19 protein-coding genes are annotated in these 17,810 nt (G+C 55.9%); 1 reads left to right on the forward strand and 18 read right to left on the reverse strand.

The annotated features are described in order from the left end of the window. Window positions 1-219 precede the first annotated feature (219 nt). The 9 genes from fabG to BN1190_RS10755 all read right to left on the reverse strand — a co-directional run bounded on the left by fabG (window position 220) and on the right by BN1190_RS10755 (window position 9,404). A complete protein-coding gene (gene fabG / locus BN1190_RS10715) occupies window positions 220-966 on the reverse strand; it encodes a 3-oxoacyl-[acyl-carrier-protein] reductase (RefSeq protein ID WP_040286891.1) in 747 nt (248 codons plus the stop codon). Further along, on the reverse strand, window positions 966-1,907 hold the full coding sequence (fabD, locus tag BN1190_RS10720; RefSeq protein WP_179860778.1) for an ACP S-malonyltransferase: 942 nt from the start codon (window positions 1,905-1,907) through the stop codon (window positions 966-968). Before fabD ends, fabG begins: the two co-directional genes overlap by 1 nt. Next, complete coding sequence (gene plsX / locus BN1190_RS10725; protein WP_040286893.1) at window positions 1,907-2,896, reverse strand: phosphate acyltransferase PlsX; 990 nt, start codon at window positions 2,894-2,896, stop codon at window positions 1,907-1,909. The genes fabD and plsX overlap by 1 nt, the downstream gene beginning before the upstream one ends. Further along, a complete protein-coding gene (fapR, locus tag BN1190_RS10730; protein ID WP_040286894.1) occupies window positions 2,893-3,471 on the reverse strand; it encodes a transcription factor FapR in 579 nt (192 codons plus the stop codon). Before fapR ends, plsX begins: the two co-directional genes overlap by 4 nt. A gap of 138 nt (window positions 3,472-3,609) precedes the next feature. Further along, a complete protein-coding gene (recG, locus tag BN1190_RS10735) occupies window positions 3,610-5,658 on the reverse strand; it encodes an ATP-dependent DNA helicase RecG (RefSeq protein ID WP_040286895.1) in 2,049 nt (682 codons plus the stop codon). Further along, the gene (sdaAA, locus tag BN1190_RS10740) at window positions 5,639-6,547 is read right to left on the reverse strand and encodes an L-serine ammonia-lyase, iron-sulfur-dependent, subunit alpha (protein WP_040286896.1); all 909 of its coding nucleotides are present in this window, start codon (window positions 6,545-6,547) and stop codon (window positions 5,639-5,641) included. The genes recG and sdaAA overlap by 20 nt, the downstream gene beginning before the upstream one ends. 14 nt (window positions 6,548-6,561) lie before the next feature. After that, a complete protein-coding gene (gene sdaAB, locus BN1190_RS10745) occupies window positions 6,562-7,224 on the reverse strand; it encodes an L-serine ammonia-lyase, iron-sulfur-dependent subunit beta (protein WP_040286897.1) in 663 nt (220 codons plus the stop codon). 135 nt (window positions 7,225-7,359) lie between these two features. Then, entirely contained in the window at window positions 7,360-9,024 is a 1,665-nt protein-coding gene (locus BN1190_RS10750; protein ID WP_040286898.1) for a DAK2 domain-containing protein, read from the reverse strand. 17 nt (window positions 9,025-9,041) lie between these two features. Continuing rightward, window positions 9,042-9,404, reverse strand: coding sequence for an Asp23/Gls24 family envelope stress response protein (locus tag BN1190_RS10755; RefSeq protein WP_040286899.1), 363 nt, complete (start codon window positions 9,402-9,404; stop codon window positions 9,042-9,044). Between the two features lie 204 nt (window positions 9,405-9,608). Between BN1190_RS10755 and rpmB the strand changes: the two genes are divergently transcribed. Then, window positions 9,609-9,797 carry a 50S ribosomal protein L28 gene (gene rpmB, locus BN1190_RS10760; RefSeq protein WP_082023348.1) on the forward strand — a complete coding sequence of 63 codons (189 nt, stop codon included), beginning with the start codon at window positions 9,609-9,611 and terminating at the stop codon, window positions 9,795-9,797. Between the two features lie 34 nt (window positions 9,798-9,831). Here rpmB and spoVM read toward each other — a convergent pair whose 3' ends face one another. Genes spoVM through def form a run of 9 tightly spaced genes read right to left on the reverse strand, consistent with a single transcriptional unit; the run spans window position 9,832 to window position 17,797 of the window. Continuing rightward, complete coding sequence (gene spoVM, locus BN1190_RS10765) at window positions 9,832-9,990, reverse strand: stage V sporulation protein SpoVM (protein ID WP_144036086.1); 159 nt, start codon at window positions 9,988-9,990, stop codon at window positions 9,832-9,834. A 13-nt stretch (window positions 9,991-10,003) separates the two neighbouring features. Next, a complete protein-coding gene (locus BN1190_RS10770; RefSeq protein WP_040286900.1) occupies window positions 10,004-10,657 on the reverse strand; it encodes a thiamine diphosphokinase in 654 nt (217 codons plus the stop codon). Beyond that, entirely contained in the window at window positions 10,654-11,322 is a 669-nt protein-coding gene (rpe, locus tag BN1190_RS10775; RefSeq protein ID WP_040286901.1) for a ribulose-phosphate 3-epimerase, read from the reverse strand. The genes BN1190_RS10770 and rpe overlap by 4 nt, the downstream gene beginning before the upstream one ends. Before the next feature lie 4 nt (window positions 11,323-11,326). Next, window positions 11,327-12,208 (reverse strand): ribosome small subunit-dependent GTPase A, encoded by an 882-nt coding sequence (rsgA, locus tag BN1190_RS10780; protein ID WP_040286902.1) that lies wholly within the window; start codon window positions 12,206-12,208, stop codon window positions 11,327-11,329. Window positions 12,209-12,222: 14 nt separating this feature from the next. Next, window positions 12,223-14,205 (reverse strand): Stk1 family PASTA domain-containing Ser/Thr kinase, encoded by a 1,983-nt coding sequence (gene pknB / locus BN1190_RS10785; RefSeq protein ID WP_040286903.1) that lies wholly within the window; start codon window positions 14,203-14,205, stop codon window positions 12,223-12,225. Further along, window positions 14,202-14,960: a Stp1/IreP family PP2C-type Ser/Thr phosphatase gene (locus tag BN1190_RS10790; RefSeq protein ID WP_040286904.1), complete on the reverse strand. Its 759-nt coding sequence runs from the start codon at window positions 14,958-14,960 to the stop codon at window positions 14,202-14,204. The genes pknB and BN1190_RS10790 overlap by 4 nt, the downstream gene beginning before the upstream one ends. 26 nt (window positions 14,961-14,986) lie before the next feature. Continuing rightward, a complete protein-coding gene (gene rsmB / locus BN1190_RS10795; RefSeq protein ID WP_040286905.1) occupies window positions 14,987-16,345 on the reverse strand; it encodes a 16S rRNA (cytosine(967)-C(5))-methyltransferase RsmB in 1,359 nt (452 codons plus the stop codon). Continuing rightward, the gene (fmt, locus tag BN1190_RS10800) at window positions 16,342-17,283 is read right to left on the reverse strand and encodes a methionyl-tRNA formyltransferase (protein WP_040286906.1); all 942 of its coding nucleotides are present in this window, start codon (window positions 17,281-17,283) and stop codon (window positions 16,342-16,344) included. Before fmt ends, rsmB begins: the two co-directional genes overlap by 4 nt. After that, the gene (gene def, locus BN1190_RS10805) at window positions 17,276-17,797 is read right to left on the reverse strand and encodes a peptide deformylase (protein ID WP_052461796.1); all 522 of its coding nucleotides are present in this window, start codon (window positions 17,795-17,797) and stop codon (window positions 17,276-17,278) included. The genes fmt and def overlap by 8 nt, the downstream gene beginning before the upstream one ends. Window positions 17,798-17,810 lie beyond the last annotated feature (13 nt).

Below are 17,810 nucleotides of genomic sequence, written 5' to 3' on the forward strand. Positions count from 1 at the left end.
CCTGGACGGCAAGGCGCCCTTCGCCTTGTCTCCAGGATCGAAGCGATCCCGAGCCCTGCCCGCCGGAGCTGGATTACAAAAAAGCGCAGGCGGGCTGCTAGAGGCGACAGGCGCTGGAGCACTGGAAGAACAGGACGCTCTCTGTCCTGTTTTCCAGTTCGAAGCGACTCCGAGCCCTGCCCGCCGGAGCTGGCCTGACCATAAAGCATAGGTGATCGCTTACATCACCATACCGCCATCCACGTTCAGCACCTGGCCCGTAATATAGGATGCATCGTCAGACAGCAGGAAAGCAGCAGCTTTCGCCACATCTTCCGGGCGGCCGAGGGAGCCGAGCGGAATGCTGCCGAGCAGCCCATCTTTAACGTCGTCACTGAGAGCATCCGTCATATCGGTCGTGATGAATCCCGGTGCAACCGCATTCACGGTGATTCCGCGGGCCGCGAGTTCCTTGGCCGTCGTTTTTGTCAGTCCGATGACACCCGCTTTTGCGGCTACATAGTTCGCCTGTCCTGCATTGCCGGCAATGCCGACAACCGACGCCATGTTGACGATGCGTCCGGCGCGCTGTTTCATCATCTGGCGGGAGACCGCTTTCGTGCAGAGGAAGACGCCTTTCAAATTCGTATCGAGCACTGCATCCCACTCGTCCTCTTTCATGCGCATCAGGAGATTGTCCTTCGTGATGCCCGCGTTATTGACGAGAAGATCGATCGAGCCGAATGTTTCGAGCGTTTCAGCCATCAGCGCTTTCACGCTGTCCGGGTCTGTGACGTCCGCCTGGACAGCGATCGCCCGTCCGCCGTCCGCCTCGATCGCCGATACGACTTCATCAGCACGTTCCTTGCTGCCGCTGTAGTTGACGGTTACGCTCGCGCCTTCACGTGCCAGCAGCAGTGCGATCTCCCGGCCGATGCCGCGCGACGCTCCTGTGACGACAGCCGTTTTACCTGTGAACCTCTCCATCAGTCCCACTCCTTTGCCGCTTCGATGACAGCCGCCAGTGTCTCTTCGTCATACACCGGCCAGACGGATACCGACCGGTCGATCTTGCGGACCAGCCCGCTCAGCACTTTGCCGGGACCGCATTCGATGAATTTGGTTACGCCGGCATCTATCATTGTGCGTACGGACTCCTCCCAGCGCACCGGGGAAGACAGCTGTTCGATCAGCAGCCGTTTCACTTCACTGCTGTCCGTCACCGGCTCCGCCGTCACATTTGCGATGACAGGAACAGCCGCATCGTGCAGGTCTGTGTTTTCGAGCACTTCCGCGAGCTTCCCTGCTGCGGGACGCATGAGTTCGGAATGGAACGGTCCGCTGACATCGAGCATCAGCGCACGTTTCGCACCGGCTTCCTTCAGACGGGCGCAGGCCGCGTCCACGCCTTCCTTCGTGCCAGAGATGACAATCTGCCCCGGACAGTTCAAATTCGCCGGCTGGACGAGTTTCCCTTCTGCACTGACGGCATCCGTCACACCGGTCAGCGTCTCCTGATCGAGGCCCAGGATTGCTGCCATCGCGCCTTCTCCCGCCGGCATCGCTTCATTCATGAACAGGCCGCGTTTATGTACGATCCGCACGGCGTCTTCGAACGTCAGGGCACCCGAGGCATACAATGCTGTGTACTCGCCCAGGCTGTGTCCTGCCGTATAGTCAGGACGGATCCCCGCCTGGATCAGACGGTCTGCTGCCATCGCGCCGACCGTCAGGAGTGCAGGCTGTGCATTATACGTTACCGTCAATTCTTCCTGAGGCCCCTCTTCCATCAGTCTGCTCAGCGGGAACCCGAGCACTGAGTCTGCTGTCTCGAAAAATTGCCGCCCGCTCTCGTCCGCAGCCAATTCCGTTCCCATCCCGACTTTCTGGGACCCTTGTCCGGGAAATAAGAATGCTAGTTTCGTCATCATGCTTCCTCCTCGACAATCGTTTCGCGTATTGTATCAGTCACACGGTGTTCAGCCATCGTGCGTGCCTGCCGTATTGCGTTTTTCAAAGCATTGGCATTGGATGAGCCATGCGCTTTGATGACCGGTGAGTTCAGGCCGAACAATCCGGCACCACCGTATTCTGTATAGTCCATCTGGTGCTTTAATCCCCGCAGCTCATCTTTGACGAGAGCTGCCGAGATCTTGGATTTCAATGAAGACGCGAACACGTCCTTCAGCATCGAAAACAGCCCGGCCGCAGTGCCCTCGATCGTCTTCAGTACCATATTACCGGTGAATCCGTCCGTCACGGCGACATCTGCCGTGCCTGTCAGGAGATCACGCGCTTCGACGTTGCCGACAAAATTCAAAGGGGCCATCTTCAATTCCTCGAACGCGGCCTTTGTCAGGTCGTTCCCTTTTCCTTCTTCCGTTCCTATGTTCAGCAGGCCGACACGCGGGTTCCGGATTCCCCGGACTTTCTCCGCGTAAATACTGCCCATGATCGCGTACTGCACGAGGTGGGATGGCTTTGCTTCGGCATTGGCACCGACGTCCAGCAGGACAAACCCTTCTCCGCCAAGCGTCGGAAGGGTCGGTGCCAATGCGGGACGTTCGATCCCTTGGATGCGGCCGACGATGAACAGGCCTGCCGCCATCAAAGCGCCAGTATTGCCTGCGGAGACACAGGCGTCCGCCCTGCCTTCTTTCACCGCTTCCGCCATCTTAACCATGGAGGCATCTTTCTTCCTCCGCACGGCGCGTACCGGCTCATCGTCCGGTCCGATCACTTCGCTGCAGTGTGTGACCGTCAGCCGGTCATGGTCTTCCAGGTACGGAGCCATCTTCTCCCGGTCCCCGAAAAGTTCAATATGTATATCCTCGTAGTCTTTCAGGCTCTGCAGTGCCCCTGCGATAATTTCCTCAGGGGCATTATCACCGCCCATTGCATCTACAGCTATTTTCATTTGGCATCCTCCTTGTCCGCCGCGGTCGAACGGTACATCTGAAATTCCCCGCTGAATACAGTCTCTTCCCCGACAGTGGAATCGACGTCGACAACGGCCCGGCTGCCGCTGCGGCTCCGGACTGCCGCCCGCGCGATGACCCGGTCGCCCGCTTTCACCGGCTTGACGAAATGGAGAACAGATTTCGCGGTAAGTGCCAGCTCATCGTCCAGCACGGCGACTGCCAGGGAATTGGCCTGTGCGAACAGATGATGACCGCGTGCGATACCGCTTTTCTGGAATACATGCGCAGCCGTGATATCCAAGATCGATATCGCTCTGCTGTCCAGTTCGATATCGATGATCTCCCCGATCACCTCGTCCTGTTCCAGCGCCTTCACTTTCCCGGCAATCGTTTCGGCTGCCGCCGACCGGAGACGTTCCCGCAGTTCCGGGATCCCGCACTCCAGCCGGTCCAGCCGGATGGTCTGGACACTGACGCTGAAATGCTGTGCAATCTCTTCATCCGTCAGGAAGGGGGTTGTTTCAAGCAGCTGCTGAAGCTCCTGCTGACGGTCCTTTTTCTGTAAACGCAACGTCGCCTTCCCCTTCCTGATTAGCACTTGGTAATAGTAACAGTATATAAAGTAAAAAAAAAGAATGCAAGAGCGGTCTGCTCTTTCGCATTCTTCCTGCTTGTAAAGCTGACCGCGAACGGGGAAACACACCTGCACTCAGTCGATACGCTCACTCTCAAGCACTCCGGATTCCTCCACCGTTCTCCGTAAGCCGGCGTAATCGGCATCATTCCAGAATTCATCGGTCGCAAGCAGCCGTTCGGCATCCTGTCTTGCTGTTTCCAGCGCCCGATAATCGTGGACGAGATCGGCCATCTTGAATTCCGGCAGGCCGCTCTGTTTCTTGCCGAAGAAATCACCGGAACCCCGGAGCTCCAGGTCTTTTTCCGCAAGCAGGAATCCGTCGTTCGTCTCGGCCATTGTCATCATCCGCTCTTTTCCCTCTTCCGTCTTCGGGTCCGCGAGCAGCACGCAGTAGGACTGGTCCGCACCGCGTCCGACACGTCCGCGGAGCTGATGGAGCTGAGCAAGACCGAAACGGGTCGCATCGTAAATGAGCATGAATGTCGCATTCGGTACATTCACGCCGACTTCGACGACTGTCGTCGAGACGAGGCAGTCGATCTTCCCCTCGCTGAAATCCCGCATGATCTGTTCTTTTTCATCGGCATGCAGCCGGCCATGCATGAGTCCGACAGTATAACGGCCTGCAAAATAAGCCGAAAGCTGCCCGAATACGTCGACCGCATTCTGTACGTCCAGTGTGTCGGATTCTTCGATTAGCGGGCAGATTACGTATGCCTGCCGCCCTGCCTGCAGTTCCTTCTCCATCCGCCGCAGCACGGGTGTCAGTGACTCTTCTTTCAGCCAGTGGGTCTCGATCTCCTTGCGGCCTGCCGGCATTTCGTCGAGCAGGGAGACATCCATTTCTCCGAAGGCCGTGATGGCCAGCGTCCTCGGGATCGGTGTCGCTGTCATGAACAGCACATCAGGATGCTCCCCTTTGTCACGCAGGATGCGGCGCTGTTCGACACCGAATCTGTGCTGTTCATCCGTGATGACAAGTCCGAGTTTCCTGAAATTGACGTCCGGCTGGATGAGCGCATGGGTGCCGATCAGAAGATCCACTTCACCTGCCGCCAATCGTCCGAGGATTTCACGGCGCGCCTTCCCTTTTGTCGAACCTGTCAGGAAAGCGACAGAGACACCCGCGGGTTCCAGCCAGCCGGCTAAAGTCTCCGCATGCTGTTCCGCCAATATTTCGGTCGGCGCCATCAGGGCCCCCTGGTAGCCTGCAGTGATGGCCGCATACAGTGTGATGGCAGCAACGACCGTCTTTCCGGACCCGACATCGCCCTGAAGCAGCCGGTTCATGCGGAGCGGGCTTTTCAATTCCGCGCACAGTTCATTGACGACCCGCTTCTGGGCGCCTGTCAGTTCAAACGGCAGCGTGGCGATGAACTGCTTGAGTTTCTCGATATCGTATCCGATCGGCGTCCCTTTCCCGGCGGCTTTCCGCACTTTTTTCAAGGCGGCCATCTTCAGCTGGAAATGGAGGAGCTCTTCGTAGACAACGCGCCTTCGGGCATGTTTCACATCATCAGGCGCGGTCGGGAAATGCACCATCTCGAGCGTCTCGGCGAGCGTCGGCAGCTTGTAGGCCGTAAGCAGGGAGGCGGGCAGCGTTTCGGGCATGCTGCCTTCGATCTCGTCGAGCGCCAGGCGCATCCACCGCCTGAATGTCGGCTGCTTGACGACACCTTTCAGACTGTACACCGGTTCAAAATCAGCCTGTCCGATTTTCGGACCATCCTTGAAATTGCTGACATTGATGAGCTGCCGGCCGCGGTCCCATTTCCCGGTGACCGTAATGATCTGTCCCGGATTCAGCCTCTCTTTCAGGTAATGCTGGTTGAAGAAGACCGCTTTCACCAGATGCGGTCCGACCAGCAGCTGGATCTGCAGCCGTGATTTCCTGCTGCCGGTAAAGAGGACGGATGGAACACTCTCCACCCGTCCTTCTATCGTGAGCCGTTCCCCGTGAGGCGTTTCAGCCAGATCTTTCAGCCTGAAATCCTCATGCCGGTAAGGGAATGTCAGCACCAGCTGTTCGATTGTTTCGATCCCGAGCGAAGCCAGCTGTTCACCGGCCGTCTTCCCGATCCCTTTCAGTGAAGTGACAGGATCACTTAGTGACTGTGTCACGGGCTTCCTTGTCCTTCCCGAAAATCTCGGCTTCCAGCGCTTTTCCTGTCGGTGTTGCAGCCAGACCGCCTTTTGCCGTTTCGCGGAGGGCGGATGGCATGGACTGGCCGATCTTATGCATCGCTTCAATGACTTCGTCCGTCGGGATCACACTGACGACGCCTGCGAGCGCCATATCCGCACCGACGAGCGCTTTGGCTGCCCCCATCGCATTCCTCTTCACACACGGCACTTCGACGAGCCCTGCGACAGGGTCACAGACGAGACCGAGCATGTTCTTCATGACGATCGAGAAGGCTTCCGCGCTCTGCTGCGGCGTGCCGCCCGCCATTTCGACAATCGCTGCGGCCGCCATGGACGCAGCTGAACCCGTCTCTGCCTGGCATCCTCCTGCAGCGCCGGAGATCGACGCATTGTTCGCGACGATGAAGCCGAACGCCCCTGTCGTGAACAAATAGTTCACCATCTGCTCATGCGTCGGATTCAGCTTATTCTTCACTGCGAACAGAGTGCCCGGCACAATCCCTGCCGCGCCGGCAGTCGGGGTTGCACAGATCATGCCCATCGCTGCATTGACTTCATTCGTCGCGACAGCCTTGCTGACCGCATCGAGCAGCAGTTCACCTGAGAGGGCCTTGCCGGTTTTCATATACTCCTGAATAAGTACAGCATCCCCGCCGGTGAGCCCCGACTTGGAATGGACGCCTTTCAGCCCTTCTTCGACCGAACTTTCCATGACTGCCAGGTTGTTCTCCATCTGAGCGAAAATCTCTTCACGTGAACGGCGTGTCAGGAGCATCTCCTGCCGGATCATGATCTCCGAGATCGGCTGCTGTTCCTTCTCAGCAACTTCCACCAATTCCTTCACTGTTGAAAACAAAATATCCATAGTTGTCCGCCTCCTCAGTTTGCCAATGTCGAAACTTGTGTGACGTTCGGAAGAGCACGCAGCTGCTCGATCAGCTCATCGGTCACGACCTGATCGACTTCGATGACCATCAGCGCCATCTTCCCTTTCTCTTTTCTGCCGACTTCCATATGTGCGATATTCATATCCTGGGCGGCAATAGCGTTCGAGACATTTGCGATGACACCTGCACGGTCATCATGGACGACGAGAAGCGCCGGGAAATGACCTGACAGCCGCAGTGTGAAACCATTCAGCTCAACGACTTCCATTGTGCCGCCGCCGATTGAGATCCCGACCAGTTCCATGACACCTTCGTCATCGCCGATCACAAGCTTTGCGGTGTTCGGATGATCCGCCTCTTCCTCTTCTGCGATGAATTCAAAGGACATGCCGAGTTTCCCCGCATCGTCGAAAGCTGTCCGGATGCGTTCGTCGAATGTGTCATATCCGAGCAGGCCGCCGATGATCGCTACGTCCGTTCCATGCCCTTTGTAGGTTTCGGCGAACGATCCATACAGATGGATACGCGCCCAATCCGGCTGCCTGCCGAACAGATCGCGTGCAACTAGTCCGATCCTGGCAGCACCTGCTGTATGGGATGATGACGGACCGATCATGACAGGACCGATGATTTCAAATACGGATCTATATTTCAACGAAAACTCCCCCTTTTTACACATCTTCCTAGTTTCCATTCTACACGAAAAACGGCCGGATAACAAAAATCACGAACGTCTATGCCCATAGGAAAAGCGCCTCCAGCAAGGCTGGGACGCTTTTGTCGTTTTACATCATTCCACTGAAAGGATATATGGGTACAATGGCTGCCTGCCGCTGTACAGCTCGATCTCCACGTTGGAGGACTGCCCTTCGATGTAGGCGGCCATCTCTTCCGCTTCCTTCTCCGACACGTCTTCCCCATAGATGATCGTGACAATTTCGTCATCTTCAGTAATCAGTTCACCGATCAGGGCTTTCATCGTCGTTTCAAGTGACGGTGTCGCAATCGTGATCTTACCGTCCGCAATCGCCATATAATCGTCCTTATGGATCGAGACATTGTCGATTGTCGTGTCGCGCACTGCGGTCGTCACCTGACCGGTCTTCACACTTGCCGCTGCTGCTGTCATCGTTTTGGCATTCGCGGAGACCTGCGCTTCCGGATTGAATGCCAGGATTGCCGCCAGCCCTTCAGGGACCGTCTTTGTCGGCACGACTGCCGCCTCGATGCCCGCAAGTTCCGCTGCCTGCTCGGCTGCCAGGATTATGTTTTTGTTGTTCGGCAGGATCAGGACCCGCTCAGCGCCGACTTCCCGGATCGCCTTCACGATGTCCTCCGTCGACGGATTCATCGTCTGGCCGCCTTCGATGACATAGGAAGCCCCGATGCTCCTGAGCAATTCAGCGATTCCGCTGCCCATGGCGACGGTCACGATGGCATACGGATGCTTCGCAGCAGGCTCCTTGCCCGCATTTCCGGACGCCGGGCTACCGACGATATCCATATGCTGCTGGCGCATGTTTTCGATCTTGATGTTGATGAGGGAACCGAACGTCTGACCGTATGACAGTGCGTCACCCGGGTCTTCCGTATGGATATGTACTTTTGCGATCTCCTCATCGGAAATGACCAGCAGCGAATCACCGAGTTCGCTCAGCTGCTGCCTGAACTGGGTTTCATCGAACGGATGGTCTTTCGTCTTGTCCTCTTCGAACCTGACCATGAATTCCGTACAGTAGCCATACTGGATATCCGCCGTGTCCATGAATCCCTGGACGCTGCGGTGATGCTCTGCACTGACAAGTTCATCCATCGACTGGACAACTGTACGCTCCGGCAGTTCCTCCCCTTTCAGCGAAGCGAGGAATCCTTCGTACACATAGACGAGCCCCTGGCCGCCGCTGTCGACAACGCCGACTTCCTTCAGGACAGGGAGCAGATCCGGTGTCCGTTTCAGCGATTGTTTCGCTTCAGCGACTGTCGCCTCCATCACTTGGATCAGGTCATCGCTTTCCGCAGCTGTTTCCACAGCTTGCTGTGCCGCCTCACGGGCAACTGTCAGGATCGTGCCCTCGACAGGTTTCATGACCGCTTTATAGGCTGTTTCCACGCCATACTTAAGAGCAGCGGCAAATTCACCCGCTGTCAGGGTCTCCTTATCTTCGACCGCTTTCCCGAATCCTCTGAACAGCTGAGACAGGATGACACCTGAGTTGCCCCGCGCGCCCATCAGCAGTCCTTTCGACAGCGCCTGTGATGTCCTGCCGAGGTGCCCGGAGCTGTTCGCCGCCGTCTCTTTCGCCCCGGAGGTCATCGACAAATTCATATTCGTCCCTGTATCGCCATCCGGCACCGGGAATACGTTTAAAGAATCTACATAATCTGCATTCTGTTTGAGGTGATGTGCACCCATCTGCACCATTTCCGCAAACTTCTGTCCATCGATCGACTTCATTGAACTGTGTTCCTCCTTCACAGGTTCGTTACACGAACGCCCTGTACGTAAATATTGACGGCACCAATCGTCAATCCGAGTATTTTTTTCAGTGTATACTGCACTTTGGATTGCACCTGGTAGGCAACTTCCGTGATTTTCGTCCCGTATCCGACAATAATGTACAGATCGATCTGCATATCGGCCCCTGCGTTTCTTACGATGACGCCCCTGCTGAAATTCTCTTTGCGCAATATTTCAGTAAGCCCGTCCCGAATCTGGTGCTTGGACGCCATGCCGACAACACCATAACATTCGACTGTAGCTTCACCGGTGACCCGGGCGATCACATCATTCGTTATATCAATCTTGCCATAATCGTTTTCCAATTGAATTGACATGCCACGATCCCTCCTGCATCCAGTTTCACTGTCATCATTGTACTATATCACCCCTTATAAGAAAAGAAAGCAAGCGTTTTCTTTGTCGTGTAAAGGAATACTACTTGAAAGAACAGTGAAAAAAGCTTGCAAGCCTCTTGTGGATATGATAAATTGTTCTAGTATGCGAATTATATTAATCATCATTCGCGAGGAGGTTATAAAATGGCTAAAGAATGTGTAATTACAGGTCGCAAAGCACGCTCGGGGAATAACCGTTCCCACGCAATGAACTCCAGCAAACGTACTTGGGGTGCAAACCTTCAAAAAGTCCGTATTCTTGTAAATGGCAAGCCGAAGCGTGTATGGGTTTCTGCCCGCGCACTCAAATCAGGTAAAGTTCAGCGTGTATAATAGACCGCAACGTAAAGAAAACGCCAGGCTGTGGTCAGCCCGGCGTTTTTTCGTTGCGTTTTTTCCGTTTCTTCGCTGAAGCGGCAGCTGGTTTCGTCTTCGCTTTCGCTGTTTCCTCTTTCGAGAACACCACCATGCACTTCCGTACAATTCCGCTGACAAACTTAGGCAATGTAAATGTATAAATCCGCAAGTTCCCACTCCTTTCAGGAATCTGAGCTCCTTACCATTAAACATATGCCCGTGCGGAATGAGATAGTACAGGACGGTCCGAGTATTTCATTGCTCGTGAAGCGCGTGTCACCGAAATGCATCGTTTCGCCGGTCACTTCATATTTCACACCCCGCAGTGTCAGCCCTTCGACGGTTTCGGTCAGCGGGAAGAATGACAGATAGGGATAGGCTGCATTGCGGACGGCTTCCGAAGAGCCGGCATGCAGAATCCTCATTTCGTTCTGCCGGTTGGCCAGCAGCAGTTCTGTCCCTGTCTGCAGGGCTGCATACCGTCCGAGCAGCTGGATGGCCGAAAACATGTGATCCAGACGGCCGCCGGTCACGCCTGTGATGATCACACGGCCGGGATCCATTTGGAGAGCCGTCTGCAGTGCCAGCTCCGTATCCGTCTCGTTCTTCTCTGCGGGCCAGCGGTCGACCGGGCAGCCCGACGCTTCGATTGCCGCAAACTCCTCAGCTGTCACTGAATCGAAATCCCCGATAGCCGCCGCCGGCGTGATCCCCGCCTTAAGCAGATGGACAGCTCCCCTGTCCGCTCCGATGAAACAGGCATCCTCTTCTGCAAAAGGAGCCAGAGGAATCAGTTCATCCTCCGGCCCTCCTGCACATATGATGATCGTCTTCACTTGCCGAGTGCCCGCTCGCCAGCTTCGCGGATATCGCGGATGGCCGCTGCGCGGTCTTCCTTATTGTAGATGGCGGACCCTGCAACGAAGACAGTAGCTCCCGCTTCCGCACAGACACCGATCGTTTCAGGTGTAATACCGCCATCGATCTCGATGTCTACGGACAGGCCGCGTTCTTTCAGCATATCGGACAACTGCTTCACTTTCGGTACGACAGACGGGATGAACTTCTGCCCGCCGAATCCCGGATTGACGGTCATGAACAGCACCAGGTCGATATCTTCCAGAATATGCTGTATCGTTTCCACCGGGGTATGGGGATTCAGCACGACGCCCGGCTTCACACCGAACGACCGGATAAGCTGGACGGTGCGGTGCAGATGACGGCACGCTTCCACATGGACGGTGATATAATCGGCGCCCGCTTTTGCGAACTGTTCGATATATCGGTCCGGTTCCTCGATCATCAGATGGACATCGAGCGGCAGGTCCGTCACCGGACGGATCGCCTCGACGATCAGCGGGCCGATCGTGATGTTCGGGACGAAATGACCGTCCATTACATCGACATGGATCCAGTCCGCGCCTCCCCGCTCCACTTCTTTGATCTCTTCTCCTAATTTCGCGAAATCCGCTGATAGGATTGACGGTGCCAGTTTGATCATTCTATTAATACCTCGGCTTTCTGTCCATGATTTCCTGCAGGAACTGCAGGTAGTTATCGTAGCGGCTCTGCAGGATCTGACCGGATCCCACCTGCCGCTTCACTTCACAGGAAGGCTCTTTCAAATGCAGACAGCCTCTGAATTTGCACTGCTCGGACGCGGCCGCGATTTCCGGGAAACAGCTGCCCAGCTCCTCTTTTTCCATCGTGTCGAACTCGAGTGAGCTGAAGCCCGGCGTATCCGCAACAAGACCGCCTGCCACTTCATGCAGTTCAACATGACGGGTCGTATGCTTACCGCGCCCGAGGGATTCCGAAATCACCCCTGTCTCGAGCAGCAGCTCCGGCAGCAGCGTATTCAGCAGCGTCGATTTCCCGACACCCGACTGGCCGGCAAGAACCGCTGTCTTCCCTTTCAAATAAGGGTTGAGGAGGTCAAGGATTTCCGGATCGCCGATTGACGTCATAAGGACCGGATAGCCGATGGATCTGTAGTAGCCGGCCCACTGTTCTGCAGTTTCCAATTCCGCAGCCGCAGCTTTGTCCTTCTTGGTCAGGCAGATGATGGGCTCGATTCCGTGCGATTCGACAAGCACGAGAAACCGGTCCAGCAGTCCGGGACTGAACGCCGGCTCGACGATGGAAACAGCCAGCAGCGCGATGTCCACATTGGAAACAGGGGGGCGCACCAGTTCATTCTTTCTCGGGTGGATTTCGGTGATTGTGGCGTCTTCTCCGCCTTCTTGCACATAGGTCACCCAATCGCCGACGAGCGGGGTGATTTTCCGTTTCCGGAATACGCCGCGTCCCCGGGAACGGACCGTGGCCCCTTCATCGTTCACGTAATAAAAACCGCTGAGCGCTTTTCGAATTTGTCCTTCCGGCATCCTATCCCTCTTTCTTATTGAATGTCTTTGTAATCGAATGTCTTTTCATCCACTACAGTGGAACCTCTCATCACTTTGTAGCCGCCCCGCTGGCCTTCTTCCAGCTCGACGGTAATCTGTTTTTCGGTGTCTTCCGTGATGTCAAACTTCTCTGCAGGGTCCGTCATTGAATGGGACCTGTCCTGGATATAAATGCGGACGGTCTGCGGCTCCCTTTTGTCCTCGTCTTCCCCGTCTTCATCCGACCCATCCGGAGCAGCCTCTTCATACGGGATCTTGATGCGTTTCACGTACAGCTTGACAGGTTTCTGTGCAGGACCCTTCGAGACGATGACATCGACTTTCGCTCCGATCGGCAGGGACTGCCCCGCTGCAGGATCCTGGCTCAGGACCTGTCCTTCCGGGATGCTGTCGGAATGCGTGCGCTTTTTCACGGTGATGTTGAAGCCGGATGATTTTGCATAGGCATTGAGCTGATCATCGGTGTAGCCGGTGAGGCTCTCCAATGTAACGAGCTCAGGCCCTTTGCTTATGGTGAAGACGACATCCGTCTCGCTCGGTACGACTTCCGTATCCGGCTCAGGATCCTGACTCAGGATCGTCCCTTCCGGTTTGTCGTCGTACACTTCTTCGGCCTCCACGGAACGGAAATCATACGTTTCCAGCCGCTCTTTGACGGACTTGTATTCACGTCCGGAATAGTCACTGAAGGTCATTGTCTCCTTGCCGGTGCTGACATACAGTTTCACAGCGCTCCCTTTGTCCCGTTCCTTGCCCGCTTCCGGGATTGTCCGGAAAACTTCACCCGCTTCGTACTCTTCAGAAGGCTGCTCGACTGCTTTGCCGTCGACAACCAGCCCATTTTCTTCGAGCAGGGCGATTGCATCAGCTTCCGTCTTGCCAAGGACATCCGGTACGGTCGCCTGCTGATCGAATACGCCCGTCAGATACAGAATCGCTCCGGCTGCAATCAGCAGCAGGAACACGGCGACCAGCCAAGGCCACTTTTTCCGCTTCTTTTTCAAAGGATCCGATTTCGGCTGCTTCGGTGCAGGTTTCACAGGATCGAGCTTCACTGTCTCTTCCGGATCGATCAGCTGCGGCACATCTTTGATGACTGGCAGGGCCCGGGTCTCATCCTCATCAAAGGGCAGCGTGAATTTCGCTTCGCGCGCGCGCGACGGACTCAGGGATGTCTGCAAATCTTCATACATGGCATCTGCGGATACGTATCGGTGGCGCGGATCCTTCGCCGTCGCCTTCAGGATGATATTCTCCACGCTCTGCGGGATTTCCGGGTGTTCCGCACGGACGGATGGAGTTTCTTCCTGAAGATGCTTCAATGCGACTGCCACGGCGGATTCCGCGGAAAACGGCAGCTTTCCGGTCAGCAGCTCGTAGAAAACGATGCCAAGTGAATAGATATCGGACTTCTTCGTCGCCATGCCTCCCCGTGCCTGTTCCGGCGAAAGATAGTGGACCGTACCGAGGACGGAGTTCGTTTTCGTGTGCGACGTCGCTGTCAGCGCCATGGCGATACCAAAGTCGGTGATCTTCACATTCCCGTCTTCGTCCATCAAGATGTTCTGCGGTTTGACATCACGGTGGATAATGCCGTTATGGTGTGCATTTGAAATCGCGGCTGTCAGCTGCAGCATGATCGGAATCGTCTTTTCGGGCGAAAGCGGGCCCTGCTCGAGTATGTAGCGCTTCAGCGTCATGCCTTTGACATATTCCATTACAAGATAATGGAGTTCTCCCTCTTCACCCACGTCAAAAATATTGACGATGTTCGGGTGGGTTAGACTTGTCGCGGACAGCGCCTCCCGCTGGAAACGGCGTTTCAGCTCTTCTTCGTGCGCAAATTCATAATTAAGTACTTTGATGGCGACGTCACGGTCAAGGATAAGGTCATGCGCCAGGTAGACTTTCGACATGCCCCCTTCGCCGATCGTGCCGATGATATCGTAGCGGTCCCCGATCCGATTACCGATCATATAGCATCCGCTCCCTGTTCAGGGAGTGTGAGCAGGATCGCTGTGATATTATCCTCTCCGCCCCGTTCATTCGCAAGATCGATCAGCTTCGTTACTTTGCTGTCCACCGTACCATCCGCTTCGATCAGTTCCCGCATCGTTCCTTCATCGACTTTGTTGCTCAGCCCGTCCGTACACATGAGCAGACAGTCGCCATACTCAAATGGGACGTGATAGAAATCAGGCCGGATGCTGCGTTCGGAACCGACAGCTCTCATGATCCAATTTCGCTGAGGATGGACTTCCGCCTCAGCTTCCGTAATTTCACCGCTTGCGAGCAGCTCATTGACGTAGGAATGATCTTTTGTGATCTGTGTGATCGTATTAGCGCGGATTTTATAGACACGGCTGTCCCCCACATGTGCGATGTAGCAGTTTCCGCCCTGGAAGACGGCTGCTTCCAGTGTCGTCCCCATCCCTTCATGTTCCGCAGATGATTGCGCTTTCTCATAAATGAGCCGGTTGACGTCCCGCACACAGTCATCCAGCCAGGCTGTCCATTTCTCGGCATGCCCGGGAGTATGGCCGCGGAGTCCGCTGAAAAGTTCCCCCATCAGCCTGACCGCCATTGCACTCGCTACATCACCGCTCCGATGGCCGCCCATCCCGTCTGCTATGACGGCGAGTACGGTTCCGTCATCAAGTTCAAATACAGCAGCCTGATCTTCATTGAACGTACGTTTCCTGCCTATGTCCGTCCGAACACTGAACAGCATATCGTTTCCCCCAATCATTTCTGACTTTACTGCTCAAGCTCCGGCTTCACGATGGCCGCTGCGAAGAAGCCGTCGCTCCCGAAGTGGTGCGGCATCACTTGCAGCATGCCATTCGGTGTTGAAAGACCGGCCTCCCGGAAAAATTCCGGCACTTCCTTTTCAGCTTCCGGATGCCGTTCGAGGAAATGCAGGACAACGCCGTCATTCTCGGTTTTATCCACCGTGCATGTACTGTAGACAATCTTGCCTCCCGGTTTAACGAGTGTCCATGCCGTCTCCAGCAGTTCCGCCTGGATTTCGGCAAGCGATTCGACGTCCTGTTCCGTCTTGTTGTACTTGATTTCCGGTTTGCGACGGATGACACCGAGACCGCTGCACGGTGCATCGACGAGGATTCGGTCGAACGATTCCGCTTCATACACATCCCTGAGTTCCCGGCTGTCGCCGCTCGATGTCCAGATCGATTTCAGTCCGAGCCGGTCCGCGTTCTGTTCGATCAGTTCAAGCTTATGCTCATGCAGGTCATGTGCATGGACTTCACCGGTATCCGCCAGATGCTCTGCGATCTGAGTCGTCTTGCCGCCTGGTGCCGCACACATATCGAGCACTTTCATGCCCGGCTGCACATCCAGTGCGTAGACCGGCAGCATGGAGCTTTCGTCCTGCACGGTCAGCCAGCCTTTCGTGTACGTATACGTATTAGCGACATTGCCGCTATGGCAGTAGATCGCCTCAGGGACCACTTTGCCGATTTCGGCTTTCGCCCCTTCGCTCTTCAGCTGATGGAGCGCTTTCTCCACTGTCGTGTGAACCGTGTTGACACGCGCTGTATTGACCGGCGGGATGTTGTTCGCTTCCGCCATCCGCTGGGTCTCTTCCATGCCGTACTGGTCGATCCATCTGCGGATCAGCCATTCAGGATGGCTCGTTGCAAGGGCAAGCCGTTTCGTCTCGTCGGGAATATCATCAATCGAGCGGACGCCCTGCCGCAAGACGGAACGGAGCACACCGTTGACCAGGCTCGCCGTGCCTTTATGACCGCGCCGCTTCGCAATTTCGACGGCTTCGTTGACGGCCGCGTGGGGCGGAATCTTCGTCAGGTACACAATCTGATACAGCGACAGGCGCAGCAGCTCACGCACCCAGTCATCAAGCTTCCCTTTGATGAACGGCTCGAGATAGTAATCGAGCGTCAGTCTGCGCTGCAGTGTGCCGTACGCCAAATTCGTCAGGAGCCCTTTGTCCTGGTCTTTGATATCATACGTTTCGAACGTCCTCGTCAGCAGAAGGTTGCTGTAGGCCTGATTGCGGCTCACTTCGAGGAGGATCGAGAGGGCAGCGTCACGGACATTCCCTTTCCAGATCGTCTTCTTCTTTGCCGTCATACGAAACGCTCCCCTTTTTTCCAGTCGTTTCCGGAACCGTTCAGGAAGACCGATGCCGTCATCCGCTTCTTGCCGGCAGGCTGGAGCTCCGTGATGGCGACGGAATTTCCGTCGCCGGCCCGGACGATGATCCGGTCTTTCTGGATATCCGTGATGTCACCGGCAGCTCCGTCCGCTGAACCTTCGGCCATTTCGGTTTTCCAGATCTTCACGTTTTCCCCGCGGAAGGTCGTGAAGGCTGTCGGCCATGGCGACAGGCCGCGCACTTGGTTATGGATATCCCGCGCGCGCCGGTTCCAGTCGATCCGTTCCTGTTCGCGGCTGATATTGCGGGCGAATGTCACGAGCGTCTCGTCTTGCGGGATCCGTTCGTTCGTCCCTTCCAATATGGAGGGCAGCGTCTCCTTCAGCAGCTGTTCACCGGCAGCCGAAAGCTTGCCGAACATGCTGCCGGTATCATCAGTCTCCGTGATCGGCACTTTCACTTGTGAGATCATGTCCCCGGCATCGAGCTTCTGCACCATGTACATGATCGTCACGCCGGTCTCTTCACAGCCGTCCATGACGGCCTGGTGGATCGGCGCACCGCCGCGGTAGGCCGGCAGCAGTGAGGCGTGCACGTTGATGCAGCCGAGTTTCGGGGCATCCAGCAAATCGTTCGGCAGAAGCTGGCCGAAAGCGGCTGTGACGATGAGATCCGGCTCAAGTGCGATGATCTCTGCAAGTTCCTCTGATCCTTTCAGCTTTTCAGGCTGGATGACAGGCAGTCCGAGACGCAGCGCCTCCGCTTTCACAGGCGGCGGGGTCAGGACACGCTTGCGTCCGACGGGCCGGTCCGGCTGCGTTACGACTGCTGCAATCTCGTGGCCTTCTTCGTGGAGCATACGCAGGATGGGCACTGAAAAATCAGGCGTGCCCATGAACACGAGTCTACTCATTTTCCGTCACGTCCTCTCCTAACGCCGCCAGCGTTTCATCCGGTTCGTCGAATTCCGAAGCATCGACAATGCGGCTGATTTTCGTATTGAACAGGATGCCGTCCAAGTGATCGATCTCGTGCATGATCGCCCGGGCTTCATAGCCTTCCGCCTCGAGTTCATACAGGGAGCCGTCCCGTTCCTGTGCTTCCACCCGCACGAAGAACGGCCGCTTCACTTCTCCATACAGATCCGGGAAGCTCAGGCATCCTTCAAGATCGGTGTCTTCCCCGCCCACTGCGGTGATGACAGGATTGATGAGCTCGATCGGCGGATCCCCTTCGCCGATATCGACGATGGCCGCCCTGATCGACTGTCCGACCTGGGGCGCTGCGATGCCGACACCGTCTGATGCGATCATCGTTTCCATCATGTCATCGAGCAGTTTGTGCAGCTTGCGGTCGAACTTCACGACTTCCGCTGTTTTCGTTTCAAGTATTTTGTCAGGGTATTTCACGATTTCCAGTACAGTCAAACGAATTCCTCTT

The sequence above is a fragment of the Sporosarcina koreensis genome (assembly GCF_000826145.2).
GTDB classification, from domain to species: Bacteria; Bacillota; Bacilli; order Bacillales_A; family Planococcaceae; genus Sporosarcina; species Sporosarcina trichiuri.